This window comes from Pseudomonas marincola, assembly GCF_900116605.1.
Classification (GTDB): domain Bacteria; phylum Pseudomonadota; class Gammaproteobacteria; order Pseudomonadales; family Pseudomonadaceae; genus Aquipseudomonas; species Aquipseudomonas marincola.
The window spans coordinates 157,300-180,369 of sequence record NZ_FPBC01000002.1 but is presented as its reverse complement, the minus strand read 5'-3'; the positions used below and the strand labels follow the sequence as shown (position 1 = coordinate 180,369).

15 protein-coding genes are annotated in these 23,070 nt (G+C 56.2%); 2 read left to right on the top strand and 13 right to left on the bottom strand.

Annotated features, from left to right (window positions below; translation table 11 throughout):
* Window positions 1–110 precede the first annotated feature (110 nt).
* Window positions 111–1,796, top strand: coding sequence for a cation:proton antiporter (locus tag BM395_RS05300; RefSeq protein WP_090509473.1), 1,686 nt, complete (start codon window positions 111–113; stop codon window positions 1,794–1,796).
* A gap of 191 nt (window positions 1,797–1,987) precedes the next feature.
* Complete coding sequence (locus BM395_RS05295; RefSeq protein WP_090509789.1) at window positions 1,988–3,781, top strand: Lnb N-terminal periplasmic domain-containing protein; 1,794 nt, start codon at window positions 1,988–1,990, stop codon at window positions 3,779–3,781.
* A gap of 158 nt (window positions 3,782–3,939) precedes the next feature.
* On the opposite strand, the gene BM395_RS05290 is transcribed toward BM395_RS05295, so the two are convergent.
* The 13 genes from BM395_RS05290 to bioF all read right to left on the bottom strand — a co-directional run bounded on the left by BM395_RS05290 (window position 3,940) and on the right by bioF (window position 23,022).
* Entirely contained in the window at window positions 3,940–5,400 is a 1,461-nt protein-coding gene (locus BM395_RS05290; RefSeq protein ID WP_069898139.1) for an anion permease, read from the bottom strand.
* Window positions 5,401–5,818: 418 nt separating this feature from the next.
* On the bottom strand, window positions 5,819–6,829 hold the full coding sequence (locus tag BM395_RS05280; protein WP_244528931.1) for a hypothetical protein: 1,011 nt from the start codon (window positions 6,827–6,829) through the stop codon (window positions 5,819–5,821).
* On the bottom strand, window positions 6,826–8,454 hold the full coding sequence (locus BM395_RS05275) for a hypothetical protein (RefSeq protein ID WP_090509468.1): 1,629 nt from the start codon (window positions 8,452–8,454) through the stop codon (window positions 6,826–6,828). Before BM395_RS05275 ends, BM395_RS05280 begins: the two co-directional genes overlap by 4 nt.
* A gap of 75 nt (window positions 8,455–8,529) precedes the next feature.
* Entirely contained in the window at window positions 8,530–10,038 is a 1,509-nt protein-coding gene (locus BM395_RS05270; RefSeq protein WP_090509465.1) for a toxin VasX, read from the bottom strand.
* A gap of 102 nt (window positions 10,039–10,140) precedes the next feature.
* Window positions 10,141–12,189 carry a type VI secretion system Vgr family protein gene (locus BM395_RS05265; RefSeq protein WP_090509463.1) on the bottom strand — a complete coding sequence of 683 codons (2,049 nt, stop codon included), beginning with the start codon at window positions 12,187–12,189 and terminating at the stop codon, window positions 10,141–10,143.
* Between the two features lie 136 nt (window positions 12,190–12,325).
* A complete protein-coding gene (locus tag BM395_RS05260; protein ID WP_069898142.1) occupies window positions 12,326–12,844 on the bottom strand; it encodes an Hcp family type VI secretion system effector in 519 nt (172 codons plus the stop codon).
* A gap of 449 nt (window positions 12,845–13,293) precedes the next feature.
* A complete protein-coding gene (locus BM395_RS05255; RefSeq protein ID WP_090509460.1) occupies window positions 13,294–15,072 on the bottom strand; it encodes an acyl-CoA dehydrogenase C-terminal domain-containing protein in 1,779 nt (592 codons plus the stop codon).
* 170 nt (window positions 15,073–15,242) lie between these two features.
* The gene (locus tag BM395_RS05250; protein ID WP_090509456.1) at window positions 15,243–17,039 is read right to left on the bottom strand and encodes an acyl-CoA dehydrogenase C-terminal domain-containing protein; all 1,797 of its coding nucleotides are present in this window, start codon (window positions 17,037–17,039) and stop codon (window positions 15,243–15,245) included.
* A gap of 237 nt (window positions 17,040–17,276) precedes the next feature.
* Window positions 17,277–19,082 carry a phenylacyl-CoA dehydrogenase gene (locus BM395_RS05245; protein WP_069898145.1) on the bottom strand — a complete coding sequence of 602 codons (1,806 nt, stop codon included), beginning with the start codon at window positions 19,080–19,082 and terminating at the stop codon, window positions 17,277–17,279.
* 546 nt (window positions 19,083–19,628) lie between these two features.
* On the bottom strand, window positions 19,629–20,318 hold the full coding sequence (gene bioD / locus BM395_RS05240; protein WP_069898147.1) for a dethiobiotin synthase: 690 nt from the start codon (window positions 20,316–20,318) through the stop codon (window positions 19,629–19,631).
* Complete coding sequence (bioC, locus tag BM395_RS05235) at window positions 20,315–21,133, bottom strand: malonyl-ACP O-methyltransferase BioC (RefSeq protein WP_090509453.1); 819 nt, start codon at window positions 21,131–21,133, stop codon at window positions 20,315–20,317. Before bioC ends, bioD begins: the two co-directional genes overlap by 4 nt.
* Window positions 21,126–21,857, bottom strand: coding sequence for an alpha/beta fold hydrolase (locus BM395_RS05230; RefSeq protein ID WP_090509451.1), 732 nt, complete (start codon window positions 21,855–21,857; stop codon window positions 21,126–21,128). Before BM395_RS05230 ends, bioC begins: the two co-directional genes overlap by 8 nt.
* Window positions 21,850–23,022, bottom strand: a complete 1,173-nt coding sequence (bioF, locus tag BM395_RS05225) for an 8-amino-7-oxononanoate synthase (protein ID WP_090509447.1) — start codon at window positions 23,020–23,022, stop codon at window positions 21,850–21,852. Before bioF ends, BM395_RS05230 begins: the two co-directional genes overlap by 8 nt.
* Between the last annotated feature and the right edge of the window lie 48 nt (window positions 23,023–23,070).

The window sequence follows — 23,070 nt, the reverse complement described above, 5'->3', positions numbered from 1 at the left end:
CGCGTCATGTTCGGCTTTCACAACGGCTAACTGCCACCATACTGATACAACGCAGCTTTCGCCCGATGCCCAAGCGTTATGCTCAATACATCTATCAGGGATTCAGACGCATGAGCTTATTTCAGGAAGTCGCAGCATTACTGGTGTTATCGGCCTTGTTTGGCGCGATTGCCTTGAAGTTGCGACAGCCCTTGATCATCGCCTACATCGTTGTCGGCATTCTTGCAGGCCCAAGTTTCATCGGCTTGAGCAGTGAAATGGAGCCACTGGCGCTGCTCGCCGAGATAGGCATTACCGTGCTGTTGTTCGTTGTCGGACTCAAACTCGACACGCAACTGATCAGCTCTCTGGGCCGCGTTGCACTGGTCGCCGGCACCTGCCAGATAGCGCTGACCCTCGGGCTCGGTTATGGGCTGTGTATCTTGCTTGGCATGAGCAGCAGCATGGCGCTGTACATGGCAATGGCGCTGGCCTTCTCCAGCACTATTATCGTGGTCAAACTGCTCTCGGATAAGAAAGAGATCGACTCGCTGCATGGTCGAATCGCCATGGGCATCCTGATTATTCAGGACATTGCTGTAGTCGCGTCGATGTTGGTTCTCAACCTGCTCAGCCCCAAACAAGCCACGGCTGAACAACCCATGAGCCTTTTCTGGCTGGGTGTGCTGGCGTTGATTACCGTGGCCGGGATTTACCTCATCTCGCGCAAGGCCATGCCGTGGCTTCTAAAGGCCATGTCACGCTCCCCCGAACTGTTGATGCTGTTTGCAGTGGCGTGGGGCACCGCGCTGGCTGGCATTGCCGAATCGTTTGGTTTGTCCAAAGAGCTTGGGGCATTTGTCGCGGGCGTGTCTCTGGCCTCGACACCGCTGCGCGAAGCCATCTCAAGCCGCCTGACCAGCTTGCGCGACTTTCTCCTGCTGTTCTTCTTCCTCTACCTGGGCATGCAGCTCGACTTCAGTCATATCAACGGTCAGATATTTCCAGCGCTGGTACTTTCGGCATTTGTCCTGATCGCTAAACCGCTGATCATCATGCCGATTGTCGGCGCACTGGGTTATCGCAAGCGCACCGGATTTGTGGCGGGGCTGACGCTGGCGCAGATCAGTGAGTTCTCGATTATTTTTGTCGGCGTCGGTGTCGGCCTCGGGGTGATTGATCCTTCCGCGCTGGGCCTGATCACTCTGGTGGCGCTGATCACAATTACCCTGTCGACTTACATGGCGATGTATACCCAGCCACTGTTTGCGCGCCTGGCGCCAATGCTGAGTTTGTTTGAACGCAAAGTTGCCTACCGCGAGACAGCCTCCGACACACCGAATCGGGTGCGGCATCCGGAGATTATTATCTATGGCATGGGCCGCTACGGGCGGCTATTGGCCGAACAGTTTCAACAAGCCGGCAAACGCGTGCTCGGCGTGGACTTTGCGCCAGACGAGTTGAAGCTGGCGAAAGCCCGTGGCCTGAGTGTTTGTTACGGTGATGCAGAAGACGCTGACTTTCTGGCTCATCTGCCGCTGCATGACGCGAAGCTCATGGTCAGCACCATTCCCCAGCGCGAGGTCAACGCGATTCTGTTTCGCGCCCTGCGCAGCAACGGTTTCAAGGGGCAAATCACTTTGAGCGCTTTCCATGAGGGCGACGCCGAGGCGTTCCGTCATGCGGGCGCTGGCAGTGTCCTTATCCCTTATGCAGACGCCGCCGAAAGCGCTGCCCGCCGCCTGCTTGATGAGTGCATGCCGGTATCCAAGCCAGCCGCGCCGCCGCACATTGATGCTCTGCCAGCACAGGACTAACACGCACACAGACAATGATCCGGAACACCGTAACCGGCTTTGAAAGGGCCGGTATGCGTGCGTTGCGCTTGACACTTTGCGGCTCCATCGCCAAAGCTCAGGCATCATCGGCGGACAACCACGAGTGTTACTTGAAACGGACTTTACCCCTTGCGCTGCTCTGCATCGCCGGCGCGACGCAGGCAAACCCAATGCCGAGCGAAGCCCGCCTGAACGAACTGGCCAGCGACCCGTACTGGATTGCGCTCGGCCATTACGAAACCGGCAAGCTCGGCGGTTGGCGCAGTTACGTCGATGAGCAGAAATTCTTCCTTGCCGAAGATGGCGCCAGCAACCCGCAAGCAGAGCTGCGCGCCACTCTTGAAGCGATATACCAACCTGCGCCGCTGAACGACGAACATGTACAGTGTCGGTATCCGGCCCGTACTCGCTGGCTGAGCGAGCAACTCAAGCTCAGCGACTTGCCACAGCCAACGTGCGCCGAATACGACAAGTGGATGACCGATGTCGCCCCTGACAGCACCGTGCTGGTGTTTCCCGCCGCCTACCTGAACAGCCCGTCGTCCATGTTTGGCCACACCTTGCTGCGCATTGATCAGGCCGACATCGACAGCAACAACACCGCCCTGCTCAGCTACGCACTGAATTTTGGCGCGTACATCGAGGGCATGGACAACAGCATTCTGTATGCGTGGAAAGGCCTGATGGGAGGCTATCCGGGGCTGTTCTCACTGGTGCCCTATCGCGAGAAACTGGCCGAGTACCGCAGCCTGGAAAACCGCGACCTGTGGGAATACCGGCTGAACCTGACGCCGGTTGAAACCCGTCGCATGATCCAGCATGTGTGGGAACTCAAAGACATCCGCTTTGATTACTTCTTCTTCGATGAGAACTGCTCATTCCGCCTGCTCGAACTGCTTGAAATCGCGCGTCCCGGCCTGGAGCTGACAGACCAGTTCCCGATCACCGCGATTCCGACTGACACCGTTCGGGCGATCAAACAAGCAGGCCTGATCGAGCGCACGGATTATCGCCCCTCACGGGAGCGTGAACTGGTCACCCGCACCGAACCACTTAATGCCAGCGAGCTTGTCTGGGTTGAACGCCTGGCCGATGAAGACATTGCCCTTGAAGACGAAAACTTCAAAAAGCTGGGACAAGCACGCCGCGCGCTGATTACCGATGCCGCATTCCGCCTGCTGCGTTATCGCGCCAGCGGTGAAGGTCGTGAACCGCAAACGGTGAAGCGCAGCTTCAACCTGCTGCGTGAAATCAACAGCAATCCACCGCCCGAGCTTGCAGTAGAACGACCAGGGTTACCGGAAGAAGGCCATGAATCCCGCACCTGGCAACTGGGCGCAGGCAGCCGCGGCGACAAAGCGTTTGCCGAGTACGGCCTGCGCATGGCGTATCACGACCTCAACGACAACCAATATGGATTCCCGGCAGGCGCGCAGATTGAAATCATGCAGATGAAGTTGCGTCAGTACGAAGGCAACCACTGGCAGCTACAGAACCTCGATCTGGTCAGTATCCGCTCGCTGACGCCGCGCAGCGAACTGCTCAAACCTTTGTCATGGCAAGTTGCCGCTGGCTTCGAACGCGTGCCCGGCAAAGACGACGATGAAGTATTAGCCGCACATATCAACGGCGGTGCGGGTGGCAGTTGGAACCTGACAGACAACGTACAAGCCTTTGCCCTCGCCACCATGCGTATCGAGCACCACAGTGACTTCGCCGCCTATCTGGTACCTGCCGCCGGTTTCAACACAGGTCTGCTGTGGCGCAACCCGCTGGGCAACATGCTCGCCGAGGTCAACAACGATTACTTCATCAACGGCGAAGTTCGCCGCAGCATGGCGCTGAGCCAACAGTGGGAAATCTCACCCAACCTTGGCCTGCGCCTGGCGGCAGAACGCGAGTTCAGCCACTTGAGTACACCGGAAAACACCTTGAAGCTCGAACTCAGGTGGTACGACTATTGAAAGTGAACAATAGCCGCTGAAAACTGCTGCGTGCGCAGTCTCGCTTTGGCCCGCGGCTCAGCCTGAAGGGAACGCGGGCCATTCAAGCTGAGCTAGCAAAATCCTGACTCATCGCGCTGCGCACGACCCCAGCGAAGGAAGCCCGAACTGGAGTCGTTTCACCAGTAACCCAACACTTTCCACCACGCGCCGCCGACGACCGCCCAGATCAGCAAGTTGACAACACTCATGATGAAGCCCGCTATCCACCAACGACCCAGCGACACAAAGCCGGAACCAAAGACGATTGGCGCGGTGCCGGTGGCGTAGTGAGTGAGCGACATCATCAGTGAAGAAGAGAACGCCAGAATCAGCGCCAGCAGCAACGGCGGAGCGCCCAGCGCAATACCGGCGGCGAGGAATGCAGCGTACATCGCGGTGATGTGTGCGGTGGTGCTGGCGAAAAAGTAGTGGGCGTAGAAATACACCAGCACCAGCATCGCGATCACCCCAGCCCAACCGAAGCCCAGCGCACCGACGTTTTGTTGAATGACGCCTGAGAACCAGCCAATCAAGCCAAGCTTGCCCAAGTAGCCGGCCATCATTACCAGCGCCGCGAACCAGGTAATGGTATCCCAGGCCGTCTTTTCCTTGAGGATGTCATCCCAGGTCAGCACGCCGGTCACCAGCAAAATTGAGAGCCCGAGAAAGGCCACAGTAGTCGCATTGAATTTGAACTCCGGCCCAAAAATCGCTGCCGGTACGCCCGCCCACAACAAGAGCAGGAGGGCGAACACCCCAAGCAGAATTTTCTCATTGAGTTTGAACGCGCCCAACTCACTGAGTTTTTCCTTGGCAAATGCCGTCGCATTCGGGGTTTGCTTCAATTCAGGCGGGAAGCAGAAATACAAAACCAGCGGCATCACCAGCAACGAGACGATGCCCGGCACCAAAGCGGCCAGCGCCCACATGCCCCAACTGATCGTGATATTCGCCTCGGTGCCCTTGGCAATCAAACTCACAATCAGTGGGTTGGGCGCTGTGGCGGTAATAAACATTGCCGAAGTAATTGGGTTGGCGTTGTAGTTCACCAACGCCAGGTATTCACCCACTTTGCGCTCAGTGCCCTTCTCCGCTGTTGAGCCAAAACTATCTGCAATCGAGCGCATGATCGGATGCATGATCGCCCCGCCACGCGCCGTGTTACTCGGCGTAATCGGCGCCAGCGTCAACTCGGAAATGGCCAACGCGTAACCAATCCCGAGCGTGCGCTTACCAAAAATGGAGATGAAGTAATACGCGATCCGATTGCCCAACCCGGTTTTGATCAGGCCCCGCGAAATCATGATGGCGATACCAATCAACCAAATCAGCGAATTGGAAAAACCACTCAGTGCATCGGCTATCGCCTGGCTCGGCTTGTCACTCGTCACCCCGGTAATAGCAACCAACATGATGCCGATAATTGCCAGCGCACCGATCGGCATGGCCTTGCCGATAATCCCCGCAATCGTACCGATGAAGATCGCCAACAGATGCCACGCCTGCGGGGTCACCCCTTCTGGCACTGGAATCACAAACCAAATAATTAACCCAAGAGCCAATGCGACCATTGAGGGGATCGGCTTTGCGTAGGACATGCGGCGCTCCTTGCTCCAGCGCAGAAAAATTAATTCACCAATGCTGCTGATTCACTATAGCTGGCGGCCCGCAAATTGCGGCGCAGAGCCAGCCACGGCGCGCTATTGTCTTGGTTGTTGCCGGAGGCTGATGTGTCTTGCATCAATAGAGATGGATGTTCTGGCGGGGGAGACATGGCGGTTGTGCGCATGGTTAAGATTTGACTGCGCTGAAACAGCGCCATCGTCCGCTGCGATAGCCGGGCTTAGTTAGTGGCTACACAACAGTTTCTAAATCAGTGTCACAGCGCTCTACTGACTGGGTTAGCCAGGAATATTAGCTGGGTTATAGGCTGTGGCAGCATAGAAGCGCATGTAGCTCATCACACAAATACTTCCATAGTCAGCTCAATCAATGCTGCAGTAGGAGTACTCATAGCTATTCAGTTGGCCAGTTAGACTTTTCAGGGCGTGTGCTTTTAGGCAACGAGTCACGATAGGCCGCTTCTTTTGCAGCTTCTTCGGCGTGAATAATTTCAAGCTCGGCTTCACGCTGTTTTATCGCCAAGTCCAGTTCTGGAGAACGCTTGGCCCATTGTTCTGGGGGCAATGGTTTTGACCATTCAATGATGGTGGGATCGGTTAAATCAGGAGGGGGCGTTAACTTTCTACGCTCAATCAAGTCAATAAGCAGAGTATTGAAAACTATCAGACCGCAAAAGCCTTCCCATAACAGCGCCAAAAACCAGCCTTTCCGCTCTGCTGCTTCGAATACATCATCGACATATGAAGCCCAAATACCTTTCTCCCGAGAAAACCTATAAGTGTTATCGGACACAACTTCAGGGCCAATTTCCATATAGCTGCGCATGCACTCCCATAGGCACATGGCCGTTTTACCACCACCACAGTTAAAGCCCATGCTCCAGTCAGTTTTGCCCTTCTTGGCATTAGGGTCGGGGTTTCTAAAGCCAACGACTAACAAACCTTGCGTGGTTTTTCCCGCCTGACTTACAGATGAGGTTTGAGTCGCGGCAGCGGTGACAGTTTCCCAAGGTACGATCCAGTAACTACCGTCTTTTTGTGGCACGCATACTTCGCGGCGCTGACGATTGAAACGGACAGGTAAAGGGACGGGGCGTATTAAAGAAATAACTAAAATGATAAAAGGAAAAGCAATAAAACAGAAAAAACCAAACCAGTACATAACATCAAGCGTCGCCAGGTCTTCATAAACTGTTGACACACCGAACAAAAGCATAAGCGGCCAAGCCATCATTACAAACGAACCAACACTGTAATCACCGATATCAATAAAAACATCATTCTTGCGCCAAATCGTATTCAAAACATCCTTTGGTGACTGTCCTGTTGGTATGGCCAGTGGAGCTAGATAGTCATCTCGTGACATGAAGCCCTTTTTACTTGTTCCCGCTTGAGGGGTACTCATGGATGACCTTTAGGTTGCAGGTATATTGAGCACTCAGCGTTACCAAGGGGGTGAATGGTTGCCTGGATTAATTCGCTTGGCATTTCCGTTGAGCGCAATTCGATTATTTCACCATGACTATCTACAGTGAACACCAAGCCATTAACCCCTCCAACAATAGGTTCAACACCTGACAAGGTGGCGATGGGGCTGTGAAAACCCAAACGCATTGAGACTTTGCTTGGCTGGGAACCGAACATATCATTAATCAGGAATGGTCCAGTTAAGCGTAACCCCTGACCCTCATCTGCGGGGATCCACGTGCATTCACTGGTACCTAGCCACTGCGCACCAATGTCAATCATCCGGCCACCGCCAAACAATGATTGCCCAGGAGATGCGGGCATATACACTGGGTTACCCGCTAAAACGAAAGCCAAACGTGCGGTTGTGGGTACCGCGCCGGGTAGATCTATACTCAACTGGCTAATATAACTGGATGAAGCCAGCAGGCTACCGCTGGTCTCAACACTGACATGCGGGGTATAAAGCAACTTTAATAGCTGCTCAAGCTCACTAACTTGCTCATCTGGAAGAATTTTTCCACATTTGACAGCACGCGTATGCGACCAACAGCAGCCAGCTAAAAAACTTTGCAATGGAGTCGCTTGCTTCAACCAAGCATAAAAATATGCGACGCCAAGACCTAACAACATCCAATTAATTGGACTCATGCCTAAACGATAACGAGAGAGAGCAGTCGCCGTATCAATTATTCCCGCTAAGCGCATACCTGTTAAACCCAAGCCTAGTAAAGCCTGTGCTCCAAATGTTGCTAACTGTCCCGTTACTATCGTCGCACGGATATTTAGCCAAGGGTCAATTTTAGTTTGTGCACTGTCTAACTTGGTTTGTAATGAGACTAACTCCCCTCTTGCGGCTTCAAATGAAATAGCACCTATCACCCCGCCAAACAGGGTCAGAGTAGGTGCAATTAATGTCCGCATCTTTAACTCCTCAACCCCCTTCCCAACTCGTATCCAACTATCAACCACTGCCGTCAATGCAGCAGCCGCATAAAGACTCGCAGAGACTGTCTCTGCCATGCGCTGTTGATCCATCACATCAAGATTTGCGGCCTGGCTAAGGTAATTCTCTGCATTGAGTCCGTTGAGCAACAAAGCCGCCAAAGGCAACAATCCACCGCTGTTCTTAATCGCGGGAGAATCAAGGATGTCTTTTGCGCTACCCAGGCCAATCGCCTCGGCTGTGCGTTTGCTCCAGTCGTTTAGCGCCTTGGCCTTGCTGCCCAGTAGTTGCCATACCGTGGTACCGTTCACTGCACGCGATGTCAGCCACGCGTCATTGCCCAGCCGCACACTGATTAGCGTTGCCAGCCACTGCTTAGAAACACTTCCCTGACTTTTAAGGGCCAGTAGCGATGCGCCTAAGCGGCTGACTATTGCGGCCCATACGCCTTCGACGTCGTTAGCAACGCGGTCCAGTGCACGCAAGGCAGATTCATCGAGAGTCTGCGCCAGCAGTGCCCGAGTGTTGGCGAGGTTATCGCTGCTCAGTGCCTCGACTATTTCGCTGATGCGTGTCTGGCTGTTGATCACACCTTCTAATGAAGGACTCCACGCCATGAAAACTAAATGTAATGCGCCCTCATCGGGGGAGCGGATATACGTGTTGAACTGCTCAGCCCCCAGCTGTCGAATTCACTGAGCGCTGAGACAGGCGACAGCAAGCTGGTCGAGCCAGTCGAGCTGCTCTGAAGCTTCATAATCGACAAACCATGTACCGCTACTGTGGCGACGTAAATACTGGCCGCGATCGGCATAGAGCGCTTCGTGCCGTTTTTCAACGTACTGAAAATGCGCCGGAGCGGTGTCCTCCAACCATGTGTTCATCCGCTCAAGGTCGATGTACTCAGCTACTTTGGCGCTGCCCTGCCCCCCTTCCAGGTTGCTGACTTTGCTCTTGCGATATTCACTAATTGCTATTTGCGCCTGGCTTTTCAGCTCTGCAGGTAAGAATTGTTTTACTGGCGCTAGAGTTGCTTCGATATCGCGATGAATCTTTCCGAGCAAGGCGTCAGCCGACCCATGCGAATAGATCTGCCCACGGCCCTGATTGATCCGCGTTTCCTCTGCAAGCAGTTGATCAAGCTGGTGCTGGCTTTCGAGCATCAGCTCGCCTTGCTCCGACGTCATGCGAATGTCGTGGCCTTGAAAACGGTAATTGAGCATGCTGGCAACTTCGCCACCGTCTTCTTGGATCAGGCTGCGAACGAACCCGCCAACGGTCAGGCGAATATTGTTATCCGCAACCCATTGGCTGTGATCCGCTTCAAGTTGCTCTTGCTCGTGATTTATATCCCGAAGTACGCCCAGATCATCATCAACTGCAGCGAATACTGACCACAGACCTGCCGCCTGGCTCTGGGCTAGCTGAAGCCACACCTCTGTTCCGCTGACATCCCAAGGCACTGCACTCCACTGTCCAATAGGCTGCTCGCTGGCGTCGGGGTATTTAGCGGCAGCTTTATCACGCTGGTCTTGCCAGAGCATGGCGTCGGTATAGGATTTGATGTTGTCGAATGAGGGATTTTCCAGCATGTGCTTGTTAAGTTGCTCAATGCCTTCGGCGTACGCTTTCCCATTTTTTTGTTGGCCTTCTGCCAGTGCTTGCTCGCGCACTTCAGGCATCAGTTCTGCCAACAATGTCGACGAATCTTCCAGCCTTGGAGAGTGCGTGCTGTGCAGATCACTTGCAACCTGAGGCAAGGCTATTTTGCGCATCCGTGCAGAGCGCTGCTGCGCATTCTCTAACTGTTTGTAGTGCTCAGAACCAATGGGTCTTTCGGTGTAGAGAAGCCAGGCGTCATGAGTCTTTTTCAGGGCAATCCCAGCATCACTGGCGCTCGCTAGTTCGCTGTGTGGATCATCAAGCCCCTGTAGCTGTAAGCAACCATCGGCGGCAATCGCATAGCGCTTGAGCGGCCCTTGTGCATGCCAAAGATATAAGTAACCCGCGCGCAGTCGGCGCAGTGCCATCGGGTGACTTTCGGTTGTGCCAGGCGAGCTGAAGCAGCTGTGCTGTGCTGGATGCTCAGACAGGGCGTAACGCACTGGAACGATAAACACCTCATTTTGCCAGGCGGGGCATACGCCGATTGGGCTTCGGACATCAGTCGTGCTTTTGTCGAGCAGATTAGGATTGCTCACAGGCCAACTCCTTGTGCAAGTTGTCCTGAGGAAAGGAATTCCTGTTGCGTACACAGGTAGGCCAGTAATTGCCATGACAGATCAGCTGGCATTTCAAGTAATTCAAACTGCATCTTTACGAGCCTCCTGCTCTGCCGCTGCACATACGAGGCATACCGGCTTCTCCCTCAACAACGCGTTTCCTTGTGCGATAGTTAATAAGCTGCCCGCCTCAGCACTATCCGCAGCCTCCACCTGCCCCGGCAGTACCGGTGCGGCCCCTCGCCCACTGCCTGAGCTGCCACCGGCATTGAGCCGGATGGTTGGCCCCACCGCGTTGATGCTCGACGCACTGATAGTGATAAAACTGGGGCCGGCTTTGAGGGTGATTTCAGCGCCGGCTTCGATGACTATTTTTTGTCCCGCTTGTATGTGTATTTCACTGCCTGCGTGGCTCAGTTGGGCGACGCCGAGTTTGATGTGCTGATCCTGGCCAACGCTTAAATGATCATCGGTTTTTATCTCCACCTTGCGATCCGCATGGGTGGTGCGATGTTCTTCGGCTTTGAACTCGCTGTAGCTGTTGGCGGTAACCGTGTCGTGACGCTCGTTGAGCACGCTGATTTTCTGGTCGTGCTCGATCTCTTGATCCCAATCGCGCTCAGCGTGGATAAAAATCTGCTCCTGGGCTTTTTTGTCTTCGACTCGCAGTTCGTTGAAGCCCGCGCCGCCGGGTGAACTGAGGGACTTGAAGGTGCTGATGGTTTTGTTGGCGGGCAGCGGATAAGGCACGCTGTTTTCTTTGTGATACAGGCAGCCACTGATCAAGGGCTGGTCCGGATCGCCCTCCAAAAAACTCACCAGCACTTCCATGCCGACGCGCGGCGTGACGCCGCTGCCATATTTGGCGCCTGCCCAACTTGAGGCTACGCGCAACCAACAGCTGCTTTTATCATCAACGATGCCGGCGCGGTCCCAATGGAACACAACCTTGACCCGACCATATTCATCGCAGTGAATTTCTTGCCCTTGAGGGCCGGTAACCACTGCGCTTTGGCTGCCGAGAATGCGCGGTCGGGGGTGGCGTAAAGGGGGCCTATGAATCACCGCCCAGGGCGTAGCAATAAAGACATTGCGATAGCCGTGGTCGAAGTCATCCTTGAGCTGGGTCGTATCGCTGCTCACTGACTCTTCGAGAACTTGCGGCTGTTTGCCTTCATGACGCACTTCATTGATCAGCCACAAGTCGTTCCACTCAGACTTTGGATGATTGCTCAGAGCAAGAAAATGGCCACTTACCAGACTCGGCTGATCACTGCGCCCCTCAACCAATTCATAGTCACTGCGCTGACGTTCAAGAGCCCGGTTGGTGAGTTGTTTGCCGTGCTCTTGCTGAGTAAAGCGCCCCGGATAATCGTAATCCTCAAGGTCGGGCAAGAAGGTGGTTTCTGCAGCGCTTTCGAGCTTTGTGCTGGGCTTTTCAAAGTCATAGTCACGGCGGGTTACGCGTGTGGTGCGGGTTTGCGTACGCAGGTTAAAGCGTTTGATCACCGGCTCATCGGCGACCATGCCGGAGTCTTGCTGATAGGCGGTGGGAGCAAGTTTTGGGAAACCGGTCTGGTCATCTCCAAAGGCCAGAATATGGCCGTCGCGACTGTGCTGAAAGTGGTAGTGAATCCCCTCCTCTTCACACAGGCGCTGAATAAAATGCAGGTCTGATTCATCGTACTGCACGCAGTAGTTGCGGGCCGGATAAACCGCGCCAAGGTGAAACTGATAAGCCGTGCCGAGAATGCCGTGGGCTTCAAGCACTTGCTCGATGATTTGCTCGACGGTCTGGTTCTGGAAAATGCGCTGATTGATACTGTGTTCGAGGTACGCCAGTTGCGGGCGAATGGTGATTTCATAGCGGCTTAAACGCTTACCTGCATCACCTTGCCCGGCTCGATAGATCAGGCCGTGAACACCGCTACCGGTTGCCGACAACTGCAAAAACACCGGTTTGTGCATCAGGCTTTCAAGCGCAAGATCAGGCTGTTCACTGACCAGCTCGACATCGAAAGCATACGGCTGATTCAATGCTTCTCGGCCGGTAAATCCCAACACTTTAAAGTCGTGATCAAGCCCTTCGATCGCCAAGGTGAACGAGGCTTGGTTGGCTGGCGCGAACATTCCATGTTCCTTACGTGATGAGCTGCAACTCTCAGCTGAAAACCTCACGCAGCCTAATACCAATAACGCCAGGCATTGGCTGCATGAGGTGTAGGCGCTTTCTCAAATCGTTTTAGAGCACAGCGCCCAACCGGACTTAACCGGCAACCGGCGTGCGCCAGTCGTCTGAGCCGGAGGTGCCTGACACTTCGTGAGTCCAGACAATTTTGCGGTAGGTGAAGTAGACGTCTTCAAGGTGGGTGAAGTGCGAAAGGCCCGGGTCTTGGCAGTTCGGCATACGCGACTGGATATCCACCAAGATCGCGTCTTCCAGCTCAATGGTGAAGTAATGCTCTTGAGTTCCGGCTGCCGAGGTACGGAACCACTCAAGGCGGCACTTGCTGAGTTTCTCGCCAGAGGTAAGGGCGCTGAACAGCAACGGTGAAGACTTATCAAACACCTTGGTAATCATCAGCGGCTTGTGCACCCGCTGGCCAGTCGGCTGACCGGATTGCGGGTCACGCGGGATGATCACCTGATGCTCGAACGCTTCGACCAGAACCTGATCTTCATGACCTTCCTGATAGATGTTGCCGACTGAGTCCTGAGTGAAGGTGCCAGCGGTGATCAGGCCTTGTTTGGTGCCTTCGATAGAGAGATAGGCGGGAGTAGGCATTAGTACATTCCTTGAACTAATTGAAGGGAGTGCGCGGGCTATTTAAATGGCCAGCGTCACCCCTTACCTACACAAGAAATATGCCACGCACTAAAAAACCACAAGCAATCAACTGCTTAGCTTTTTCATGAGCTTTTGCGGCCACGCGCTCCAGTTGAAATCACTCAAAAGTGAGCAAAAACTTGCTCGATCACTTACGTGAAGTTGCCATAACGCATTCGCCTCGGCCCCGCTGGAGATTGGTGGGCAATTGATCAGCTTGAGCGACAACACGATGCAACAAACTGCGCATCATCGTTTCGCTCAGAAACAGCGAATTGAGCAGAACAATAAGCGGATGGAATAAGCCACTCAAGCCCATAACGAAAACGCCCCGAGCTGAACTGAATCAGTCGGGGCGTTTCCTTGATACAGCTTAAGCCGCGCTAAACAGCCGCGCGTCCCAGCTATCAGAACTGCTCTGCATCGAGCAGGTACAAGCTTTCGCTACCGGCTTTGACCGAGGCGCTCAGCGAGTGAATACGCGGCAGCACGCGGGCGAAGTAGAAGCGTGCAGTGCCAAGCTTGCTGACGTAGAAATCATCTTCGCCTTGCTTGCTCAGCGCAGTGCGCGCCATCAGTGCCCACATGTAAGCGTAAGCGGTGTAGCCGAAGGCATGCAGGTATTCAACAGAAGCCGCACCGATTTCATTCGGGTTGCTCTTGGCGCGTTCCAGCAGGTCTGCGGTCATCTGCTCAAGGATGCTGATTGCGCCCTTCAGCGGCTCAACGAATTCGGCCAGCGATGCGTCGGCAGAATCAGTGAATGCCTTGATCTCGTCAGCGAAGTGCTTGTAGAACGCGCCGCCGCTACCGATGACCTTACGGCCAACCAGATCGAGCGCCTGAATGCCGTTGGTGCCTTCGTAGATCTGGGTAATACGGCAGTCGCGAACCAACTGCTCCTGGCCCCACTCACGGATGAAACCGTGACCGCCAAAGATCTGCTGGCCGTGAATAGTGGTTTCCAGCCCTGCGTCGGTCAGGAAGGCCTTGGCTACTGGCGTGAGCAATGCAACCAGCTCTTCAGCACGCTTGCGGGTCGTTGGGTCTTCGCTGAACTTGGCGGTGTCGAGCTGCATGGCAACGTAGCTGGAGAAAGCGCGACCGCCTTCGTTCAGCGACTTCATGGTCAACAGCATACGACGTACGTCAGGATGCACGATGATCGGGTCGGCCGCTTTATCAGTTGCCACAGGGCCGGTCGGCGCACGGCTCTGAATACGCTCACGGGCGTATTCAATCGCGCTCTGGTAAGAACGCTCGCCAGTCGACAGGCCTTGGATGCCTACGCCCAGACGCTCGTAGTTCATCATGGTGAACATGGCTGCAAGGCCGCGATTAGGCGCGTCGATGATGTAGCCGGTAGCACCGTCGAAGTTCATTACGCAGGTCGCAGAACCCTTGATGCCCATTTTGTGTTCGATGGAGCCGCACGACAGGCTGTTGGCCTCGCCCAGCGAGCCATCAGCGTTGACCATGAACTTCGGTACCAGGAACAGCGAGATACCTTTAGGGCCTGCTGGCGCGTCTGGCAGCTTGGCCAGAACCAGATGAATGATGTTCTCGGTCAGATCGTGCTCACCGCCGGTGATGAAGATCTTGGTGCCGCTGACCTTGTAGCTGCCGTCAGCCTGTGGCTCGGCCTTGGTGCGGATGATGCCAAGGTCGGTACCTGCGTGCGGTTCGGTCAGGCACATGGAACCCGCCCACGTACCGGCGTACATGTTAGGCAGGTACTTTTCTTTGAGTTCTTCGCTGGCGTGAGCGTTGATCGACAAGCACGCACCGGCAGTCAGCATCGGGTACAGGCCGAACGACAGGTTGGCCGAGTTGACCATTTCTTCGACCTGCGCCGAGATTACTTTCGGCATGCCCATGCCGCCGAACACAGGGTCGCCACCCACACCAACCCAGCCGCCTTCAGCGTAGGTCTTGTAAGCCGCTGGGAAACCATCCGGGGTTTTCACCGCGCCGTTGGTCCAGGTGCAGCCTTCTTCGTCGCCGCTGCGATTAAGTGGCGCGATGATGCCGGCAGTAACTTTGCCCGCTTCTTCAAGAATTGCATTGGCGGTGTCTTCATCCACCACTTCGGCCAGAGCCGGTAATTCGGCCCACAGCTTAGATACTTCGAATACTTCGTTAAGCACAAAGCGCATATCGCGCAGGGGAGCTTTGTAATCCGCCATGGGTCATTCCTCAAACATGAAAAACAGATTTGCAACAGACTTTCGAGTGTACCCGAACAACATTACCGACACATAGGGTCGAGTTGTGACTGTACATCCACGAAATGTTCGCAGATTATTGAAATAAAAAGACCCGCCGAATGGCGGGTCTGTAAACGTTAAGCCGTTCGTCAGAGAGCGAGACTTTCGGCGCTCATGGCCATCATGCAATCACTGCCCGCCTGAGCGGCGGCCAGGTGCGCAGTGGTACGTGGCAACAGGCGCTTGAAGAAGAACTCGCAGGTCGCCAACTTGGCTTTGTAGAACTCGGCGTCATCGGTGCCGGCAGCCAGTTTTTCCGACGCCACCAGTGCCATACGCAGCCACAGGTACGCCTGAATCACGTAGCCAGAGAACATCAGATAATCGACCGATGCCGCGCCGACCTCGTCCGGATTTTTCATGGCGGCCATACCAATCTGCTGAGTCAGTTCGCCCCACTGCTTGTTCAAGCCGGCGAGCTGCGCAACGTAAGGTTTGAACTCGGCGTTATCAGCCTGCGCCTCACAGAACTTGTGCACGATCTTGGTGAAGCCACGGAGCAATTTGCCCTGGCTGCCCAACACCTTACGGCCCAGCAGGTCGAGTGCCTGAATGCCGTTGGTGCCTTCATAGATCAGCGAGATCCGGCAATCGCGCACCAGCTGCTCCATGCCCCACTCGCGAATGTAGCCGTGCCCGCCGAAAACCTGCATGCCAGTGTTGGTCACTTCAAGGCCGGTCTCGGTCATGAAGGCTTTGCAGATTGGCGTCAGCAGAGCCAGCAGGTTTTCAGCCTCCTCACGCGCCTCATCACTGACACCGTGGTGAGCCTGGTCAAGCAACTGCGCCGTGAAGTAGGCCAGCGCACGATTGCCCTGGTTGAAGGCCTTCATGGTCAGCAACATCCGGCGCACATCAGGGTGCACAATGATCGGATCAGCCGCTTTATCCGGCGCTTTTGGCCCGGTCAGCGAACGCATTTGCAGACGGTCGTTGGCGTATTTGATGGCGCCCTGAAAGCTGGCTTCGCCCAGACACAAGCCCTGCATGCCGGTGCCCAAACGCGCATGGTTCATCATGGTGAACATGCAGTTGAGGCCCTTGTTGAGTTCGCCAATCAGATAGCCGCGGGCACTGTCGAAGTTGATCACACAGGTAGCCGACGCCTTGATGCCCATCTTGTGCTCGATCGAGCCGCACGACACGCCGTTGCGCTCTCCGGCATTACCCGCCGAATCCGGCAGGAACTTGGGCACGATAAACAGCGAAATACCTTTGGTGCCAGCGGGTGCATCCGGCAGTTTGGCGAGGACCAGATGAACGATGTTCTCGCTCATGTCATGTTCGCCAGCCGAGATGAAAATCTTGCTGCCCGTCACCGCGTAGCTGCCGTCAGCCTGCGGCACGGCCTTGGTCTTGATGATGCCCAGGTCGGTACCGCAATGCGCTTCGGTCAGGCACATGGTGCCGGTCCACGTACCCTCGGTGAGCTTGGTCAGGTAGGTCTGCTTCTGCTCCTCGCTGCCGTGTGCATGAATCGCCGACATGGCGCCATGCGTAAGGCCTGGATACATGCCCCATGAGGTGTTACTGGCGCCGACCATTTCGCTGACCATCAAACCCAGCGAACTTGGCAGGCCCTGGCCGCCATAGGCTGGGTCCGCCGCCAAGCCGTTCCAGCCACCTTCGACATACAGCGCGAAGGCTTCCTTGAACCCTTCTGGCGTGGTGACGACGCCACTATTGAACTGGCACTCCTGCTCGTCACCGGTGCGGTTGATCGGGGCCAGCACTTGTTCGCAAAACTTGGCGCCTTCTTCAAGGATGGCGCTGACCATGTCTGGCGTGGCATCGGTTGCGCCCTGCGCGGCATAGCTTGAGTGAAAATCAAAAACTTCATCGACCAGAAAGCGCATGTCGCGCATCGGTGCTTTGTAGTCAGGCATATTCATTCTCCGTTAGCAGGCGCGTATGGCACCTAATTTAGGGGGCGCGCAATAATGTCCCTACGCTACTGCGTGTGAGCGACGGGAACAACAGAACTCGCCTTGCTGAATGCACCTGCATAAATGAGCGCGACAAACGGCAGGCGAAAAAAAACCGCTGCGTTTAACGGCAGCGGTTTTTGTACCTGCGATGAACCCGGAAACTAACGCATCACGGCGCAGTTTCCGGTGGGCTGATTAATAGCCCAGATCGAAGTTCTCTTCGCTCATGTCCATCAGGTTGTTGGCGCCCGACAGCATGGTTTCAACATGAGTGCGGGTACGCGGCAGGATGCGGGCGAAGTAGAAGCGCGCAGTCTGCAGCTTGGCCTTGTAGAACGCTTCTTCGCTGGTACCGGCAGCCAATTTCTCAGCAGCCAGACGCGCGATGTCAGCCCAGAAGTAAGCGAGGCAGGCGTAACCGCTGTACATCAGGTAATCAACCGATGCAGCGCCCACTTCTTCACGATCTTTCATCGCAGCCATGCCGACCTTCATGGTCACATCAGCCCACTCTTTGTTCAGTTTGGCCAGCGGCGCAACGAACTCGCTGATCGCTTCGTTGCCTTCGTTAGCCTGGCAGAACTTGTGCACGATCTTGGTGAAGCCTTTGAGTGCTTCGCCCTGAGTCATCAGAACTTTACGACCCAGCAGGTCGAGTGCCTGAATACCGGTAGTGCCTTCGTACAGCATCGAGATACGGCTGTCGCGAACGTTCTGCTCCATGCCCCACTCGGCGATGAAACCGTGGCCGCCATAAATCTGCACGCCGTGGTTCGCCGCTTCAAAACCAACTTCGGTCATGAATGCTTTCGCGATTGGAGTCAGGAAAGCCAGCAGTGCGTCTGCCTGCTTCTTCTCTTCTTCGTTCTGGCTGTACTTGACGATGTCGACCTGCTTGGCAGTGAAGTAAACCATTGCGCGATTGCCTTCGGCGAACGCTTTCATGGTCAGCAACATGCGGCGCACGTCTGGGTGAACGATGATCGGGTCAGCGGCTTTTTCCGGCGCTTTCGGGCCAGTCAGAGCGCGCATCTGCAAACGTTCACGCGCATACTTCAAGCCACCTTGGAAACCGGCTTCGGCGTGGGCCAGGCCCTGCAGAGCAGTACCCAGACGCGCAGTGTTCATGAAGGTGAACATGCAGTTCAGGCCTTTGTTGGCCGGGCCAATCAGGAAGCCAGTAGCGCCGTCGAAGTTCATCACGCAGGTCGCGTTACCGTGGATACCCATCTTGTGCTCAAGCGAGCCACAGGTAACCGCGTTGCGCTCACCCGCGCCGCCTTCAGCGTTCGGCAGGAACTTAGGCACGATGAACAGCGAGATACCTTTGGTACCCGCTGGTGCATCTGGCAGACGTGCGAGCACGATGTGGACGATGTTGTCGGCCATGTCGTGTTCACCGGCCGAGATGAAGATCTTGGTGCCGGAAACTTTGTAGGAACCGTCAGCCTGTGGCTCTGCTTTAGTGCGCAGCATGCCCAGGTCAGTACCGCAATGAGGCTCGGTCAGGCACATGGTGCCGGTCCACTCGCCGCTTACCAGCTTGTCCAGGTAGGCGTGCTTCTGCTCGTCGGTACCGTGAGCAGCGATGGTGTTCATTGCACCGTGCGACAGGCCCGGGTACATGCCCCACGACCAGTTGGAAGTGCCGACCATTTCGCTGATAACCAGACCGAGCGACTCAGGCAGGCCCTGGCCGCCGTGATCGACGTCATGGGCCAGGCTCGGCCAGCCGCCTTCAACATACTGCTTGTAAGCTTCTTTGAAGCCAGTCGGGGTTTTAACGCCCTCTTCGCTCCAGGTACAGCCTTCGATGTCACCCACACGGTTCAGCGGAGACAGCACCTGCTCACAGAACTTGGCGCCTTCTTCAAGAATGGCGCTAACCATATCTGGCGTGGCGTCCTGGCAGCCGGGGAGGCTCTGGTAATGCGCTTCATAGCCGAGCAGCTCGTCACGTACGAAGCGAATATCACGCAAGGGGGCCTTGTAATCAGGCATAGCGAATAACCTCTGCGGTGGTCGGTATGGATGACCGAATAAAAGGGTTCGATTACGGGTGAATCCCGCATGTCTGACCGCGACGAAACGCCACAATCAAACAGGTGTTTGAAACATACGTTTACGCCCCCGCCTTGTCAAGCACCTCAATCAGCCAGATGCAAATATCCCTCACCCGCGCATTATCGGCAGCGCGATGCTCAAAAATGGCGCACGCGGGTTCGCGGGATGCAGTACTGCAACAGCGGTGGTTAACGTATGTGTGGCCCATAAACCAGGGCAGACGCTGCGCGGCATAAAGCAGGAATTGCGCTTTGAAGGTTTACGGGCTTATCAGAAATGGCGCGATGGGCTGGATGAGTGGCGCAGCCGTCTATCGGATTCAGATGAGTGAACCCAGTGGTTTCAGCTTTGGGGCTAAAGCTGAAATCACATACGCCAATGGTATACGCCTGGTGATTGCGAGGTGCGCAGTCGCAGGATCAGACGCCCAGCACGGTTCAACACGCTGAAACGCCCATAAACTCACCCGTGAAAGACCAGCGCCTAGAGCGTCTCTTCGATCAGGCTGAACTCGAGATGCTGGGCAACGGCCGCTGGAGTCGGCTGTGCCAGACGCGGCACACGACCCAAACAAGGCGCAGGCAAGCGCTCGGCCAGCGTGGCGAGATTTTCTTCAAGGCGCGAAGTGTCTGGATCGACGATATTGGCGACCCAGCCTGCCAGCTCCAGACCGTCACGGGCGATGGCTTCGGCGGTCAGCACCGCGTGATTGATGCAGCCCAGGCGCACGCCGACCACTAAAACCACCGGCAACTTGAGGCTGATCACCAAATCGGAAATCGAAGCCTGTCCCGCCAGGGGCACGCGCCAACCGCCCGCGCCTTCGACCAGCGTGAAGTCAGCCCCTTTATCTATCACCGCCTGCACCGGCCCGCGCAGGCTGGCAACACTCAATTCGACTCCAGCTTCACGGGCTGCCAGATGCGGGGCAATCGCCGGCTCGAAAGCCAGTGGATTAACTTCATCGTATGTCAGGGCCAAGGTGCATTCGCCCAGCAGCGCCAGCGCATCTTCATTGCGCAGGCCTTCACGGGTTTTATGGCAGCCGGATGCAACCGGTTTGGCCGCGGCGGTTGAGTAACCGGCCAGGCGTGCGGCATGCAGCAAGCCGGCGGCAATGGTGGTTTTACCGATTTCGGTATCGGTGCCGGTGACAAAAAATACTGCGCTCATACAGGTACCTCGCTGGCGCTTGCTTTGCGCAAAACGCCGTAAACAACTTGATAGGTCGCTGGCAAACCTTGCGGCTGGCGGAACTGCTCATAAGCCTTGAGCAAGGCCTGCACGCGCGCGCGGCCAGTCAGGCCACCGGGACGCCCCGGATTGAGGTTATGCGCCCCGAGCGCTTTGAGCTCATGGGTAAGGCTGCGCACATCCGGGAAATACAAGGTTTCAGGGCGGGTTTGCAGGCTCAAAAGCTGCAAGCCGCTGCTTGCCGCATACCGTTGATAATCGTCGAACTGACGGAAGCGATTGACATGCACAAAACCGTCTACCGCTTGCCAGCTGTCCCGCAGCTCACACAGCGTGCCCACGCACAAGCTGCTGAATGCCAGCACACCGTTGGGCCGCAACACGCGAGCGGCCTCACTGAGCACGCTGGAGAAATCCGCGCACCATTGCAACGCCAGGCTGGAAAAAATCAGATCGACCGAGCCACTGCGCAACGGCAGCTTTTCGGCGTCACCGGCGATGAAATGCTCTGCTCCGCCCTGAGGTTGAGCGTGTGCCAACATGCCCTCGGCAATATCCAACGCCAGGCCGCTCGCCCCGGCAAATTGTGGCGCCAGCACGCGACTGAAATAACCGGTGCCGCAACCCAGATCGAGCCAGTGCTGTGGTTGCAAGTCATCAGGCACTTGCTGCAACAACTGATGCCCCACGGTGCGCTGCAATTCAGCGACGCTGTCGTAACTGCGTGCAGCACGCGAAAACGAGGCAGCAACCTGGCGTTTGTCGGGCAACGACGCCTGGATATATTCAGACATCGCTCACCTCGGTCAAAAATGCATCAATCGCTGCCGCCACTTCGTGCGGGCGCTCCAGCACAAAGGCGTGACTGGCGTTGTCTATCAGTCCGATTTCGACATCCGCCAACAGCTCGAGCAATTGCCCGGCAGCCGTCGCAGGCACCAACGCATCGCTGCCTGCGAACAGATGCAGTTGCGGGCCGGCATAACCCTGCAGTGCCTCACGTGTATCCAATGAAGCGAGTAAATCCAGACTGGCTAACAAGGCCGCTGGCGGACAATGTGGCGCGCCGCCGACCAGCAACCGCGAAAGCCCGCGAGCATCTGCCGCGCCCTGACTACAGAGCAGCGCAAAACGCTTGAGAATAGTTGCAGGCTCGGTCGCGCAGGCCTGACGGAAGGCATCGAAGGTTTCACCCGCCATCGCACACGGCCAGTCGTCCAGCGCAATGAAGCTGCTGTTACTGGCCAATGTCACCAAGCCAGGACAACGTTCACCGCGATAGGCCGCCAGCTCGGCCGCAAGCATGCCGCCAAGCGACCAGCCACCCAACCAGGCATTGTCGGCCAGTCGGTCATCCAGTTCTTCGAGCCAGGCTTGCGGGTCGCTGCCTGGCAATTCTGGCAACGGTTCAATCTCGACGTGCAAGCGCTCATCGAGTCCGCGCAAAGCATCTGCCAACGGCTGCAATGGCGCCGTGCCCAAGCCCCAACCGGCCAATAGAACCAGGCGATTACGCATGCTCGGCCTCCATTATTGCGTTGCAGTCCGCCAACGCCTCAAGCAACACATCGAGCTGCTCGACACTGTGCGCCGCCGACAAGGTTACCCGCAGCCGCGCACTGCCAGCCGGCACCGTGGGCGGGCGAATGGCCGTGACCAGAATGCCGCGATCGCGCAGTAGCTGCGAAAAGCGCATGGCGCGGTCACTATCACCGATCACAATTGGCTGAATCGGCGTGGTGCTCTCCATTAACTCTAGGCCGATATTGCCGACCCCTGCACGAAAACGCTGAATCAGCGCATCCAGATGCTCGCGTCGCCAATGTTCGCTGCGCAGCAACTCAAGGCTTTTCAGCGTGGCGCAGGCCAGCGCGGGAGGCTGACTGGTTGTATATATGTAGGGTCGGGCAAATTGCACCAGGGTTTCGATCAATTCCTCGCTGCCGGCAACAAATGCACCAGCAGTGCCGAAAGCCTTGCCCAGCGTACCGACCAAAACCTGCACAGCGTCCACGCCTAACCCGAAGTGCTCGGCAATGCCGCCGCCGGTTGCGCCCACAGGCCCAAACCCGTGGGCATCATCAACCATCACCCAGGCATCACGTTTTTTGGCCTCGGCGCACAGCGCTGGCAGGTCAGCCGTATCGCCGTCCATACTGAACACACCGTCGGTGACGACCAGCGTGTTGCCCGTGGCCTTCTCCAGGCGACTGGCAAGGCTGGCCGCATCGTTGTGCAAATAGCGCGAAAAACGGGCATTGCTGAGCAAGCCGGCATCAAGCAGGGAGGCATGATTGAGGCGGTCTTCCAGAACTGTGTCGCCCTGACCAATCAACGCGGTAACCGCGCCCAGATTGGCCATGTAGCCCGTGGAGAACAGCAGCGCGCGCGGACGCCCGGTAAAGTCGGCAAGTGCTTCCTCCAACTCGTGATGCGGCGTGCTGTGGCCAATTACCAAGTGCGAGGCGCCGCCGCCAACTCCCCAGCGCGCAGCACCCGCGCGCCAGGCTTCGATCACCTGAGGATGATTGGCAAGGCCCAGATAGTCGTTGGAACAAAACGCCAGCAACTCGCGGCCATCAACCTGCACCACAGGACCTTGCGGCGACTCCAGCAAGGGACGCTGACGGTACAGATGCGCGGCGCGGCGCTCGGTTAGGCGTGTGGCGAGATCAAATGGCATGGCAGTCCCGAAGGTGCGCAATCACTGAAACCTGTAACGGCTAAAGTG

Bases quoted from the DNA above. Each gene is read 5' to 3' on its own strand.
- BM395_RS05300 (WP_090509473.1), top strand. From the start codon at position 111: ATGAGCTTATTTCAGGAAGTCGCAGCATTACTGGTGTTATCGGCCTTG.
- bioF (WP_090509447.1), bottom strand. From the start codon at position 23,022: ATGCCATTTGATCTCGCCACACGCCTAACCGAGCGCCGCGCCGCGCAT.
- BM395_RS05280 (WP_244528931.1), bottom strand. From the start codon at position 6,829: ATGAGTACCCCTCAAGCGGGAACAAGTAAAAAGGGCTTCATGTCACGA.
- BM395_RS05275 (WP_090509468.1), bottom strand. From the start codon at position 8,454: ATGGCGTGGAGTCCTTCATTAGAAGGTGTGATCAACAGCCAGACACGC.
- bioD (WP_069898147.1), bottom strand. From the start codon at position 20,318: ATGAGCGCAGTATTTTTTGTCACCGGCACCGATACCGAAATCGGTAAA.
- bioC (WP_090509453.1), bottom strand. From the start codon at position 21,133: ATGTCTGAATATATCCAGGCGTCGTTGCCCGACAAACGCCAGGTTGCT.
- BM395_RS05260 (WP_069898142.1), bottom strand. From the start codon at position 12,844: ATGCCTACTCCCGCCTATCTCTCTATCGAAGGCACCAAACAAGGCCTG.
- BM395_RS05245 (WP_069898145.1), bottom strand. From the start codon at position 19,082: ATGCCTGATTACAAGGCCCCCTTGCGTGATATTCGCTTCGTACGTGAC.
- BM395_RS05290 (WP_069898139.1), bottom strand. From the start codon at position 5,400: ATGTCCTACGCAAAGCCGATCCCCTCAATGGTCGCATTGGCTCTTGGG.
- BM395_RS05295 (WP_090509789.1), top strand. From the start codon at position 1,988: ATGCCGAGCGAAGCCCGCCTGAACGAACTGGCCAGCGACCCGTACTGG.
- BM395_RS05230 (WP_090509451.1), bottom strand. From the start codon at position 21,857: ATGCGTAATCGCCTGGTTCTATTGGCCGGTTGGGGCTTGGGCACGGCG.
- BM395_RS05255 (WP_090509460.1), bottom strand. From the start codon at position 15,072: ATGGCGGATTACAAAGCTCCCCTGCGCGATATGCGCTTTGTGCTTAAC.
- BM395_RS05265 (WP_090509463.1), bottom strand. From the start codon at position 12,189: ATGTTCGCGCCAGCCAACCAAGCCTCGTTCACCTTGGCGATCGAAGGG.
- BM395_RS05250 (WP_090509456.1), bottom strand. From the start codon at position 17,039: ATGCCTGACTACAAAGCACCGATGCGCGACATGCGCTTTCTGGTCGAT.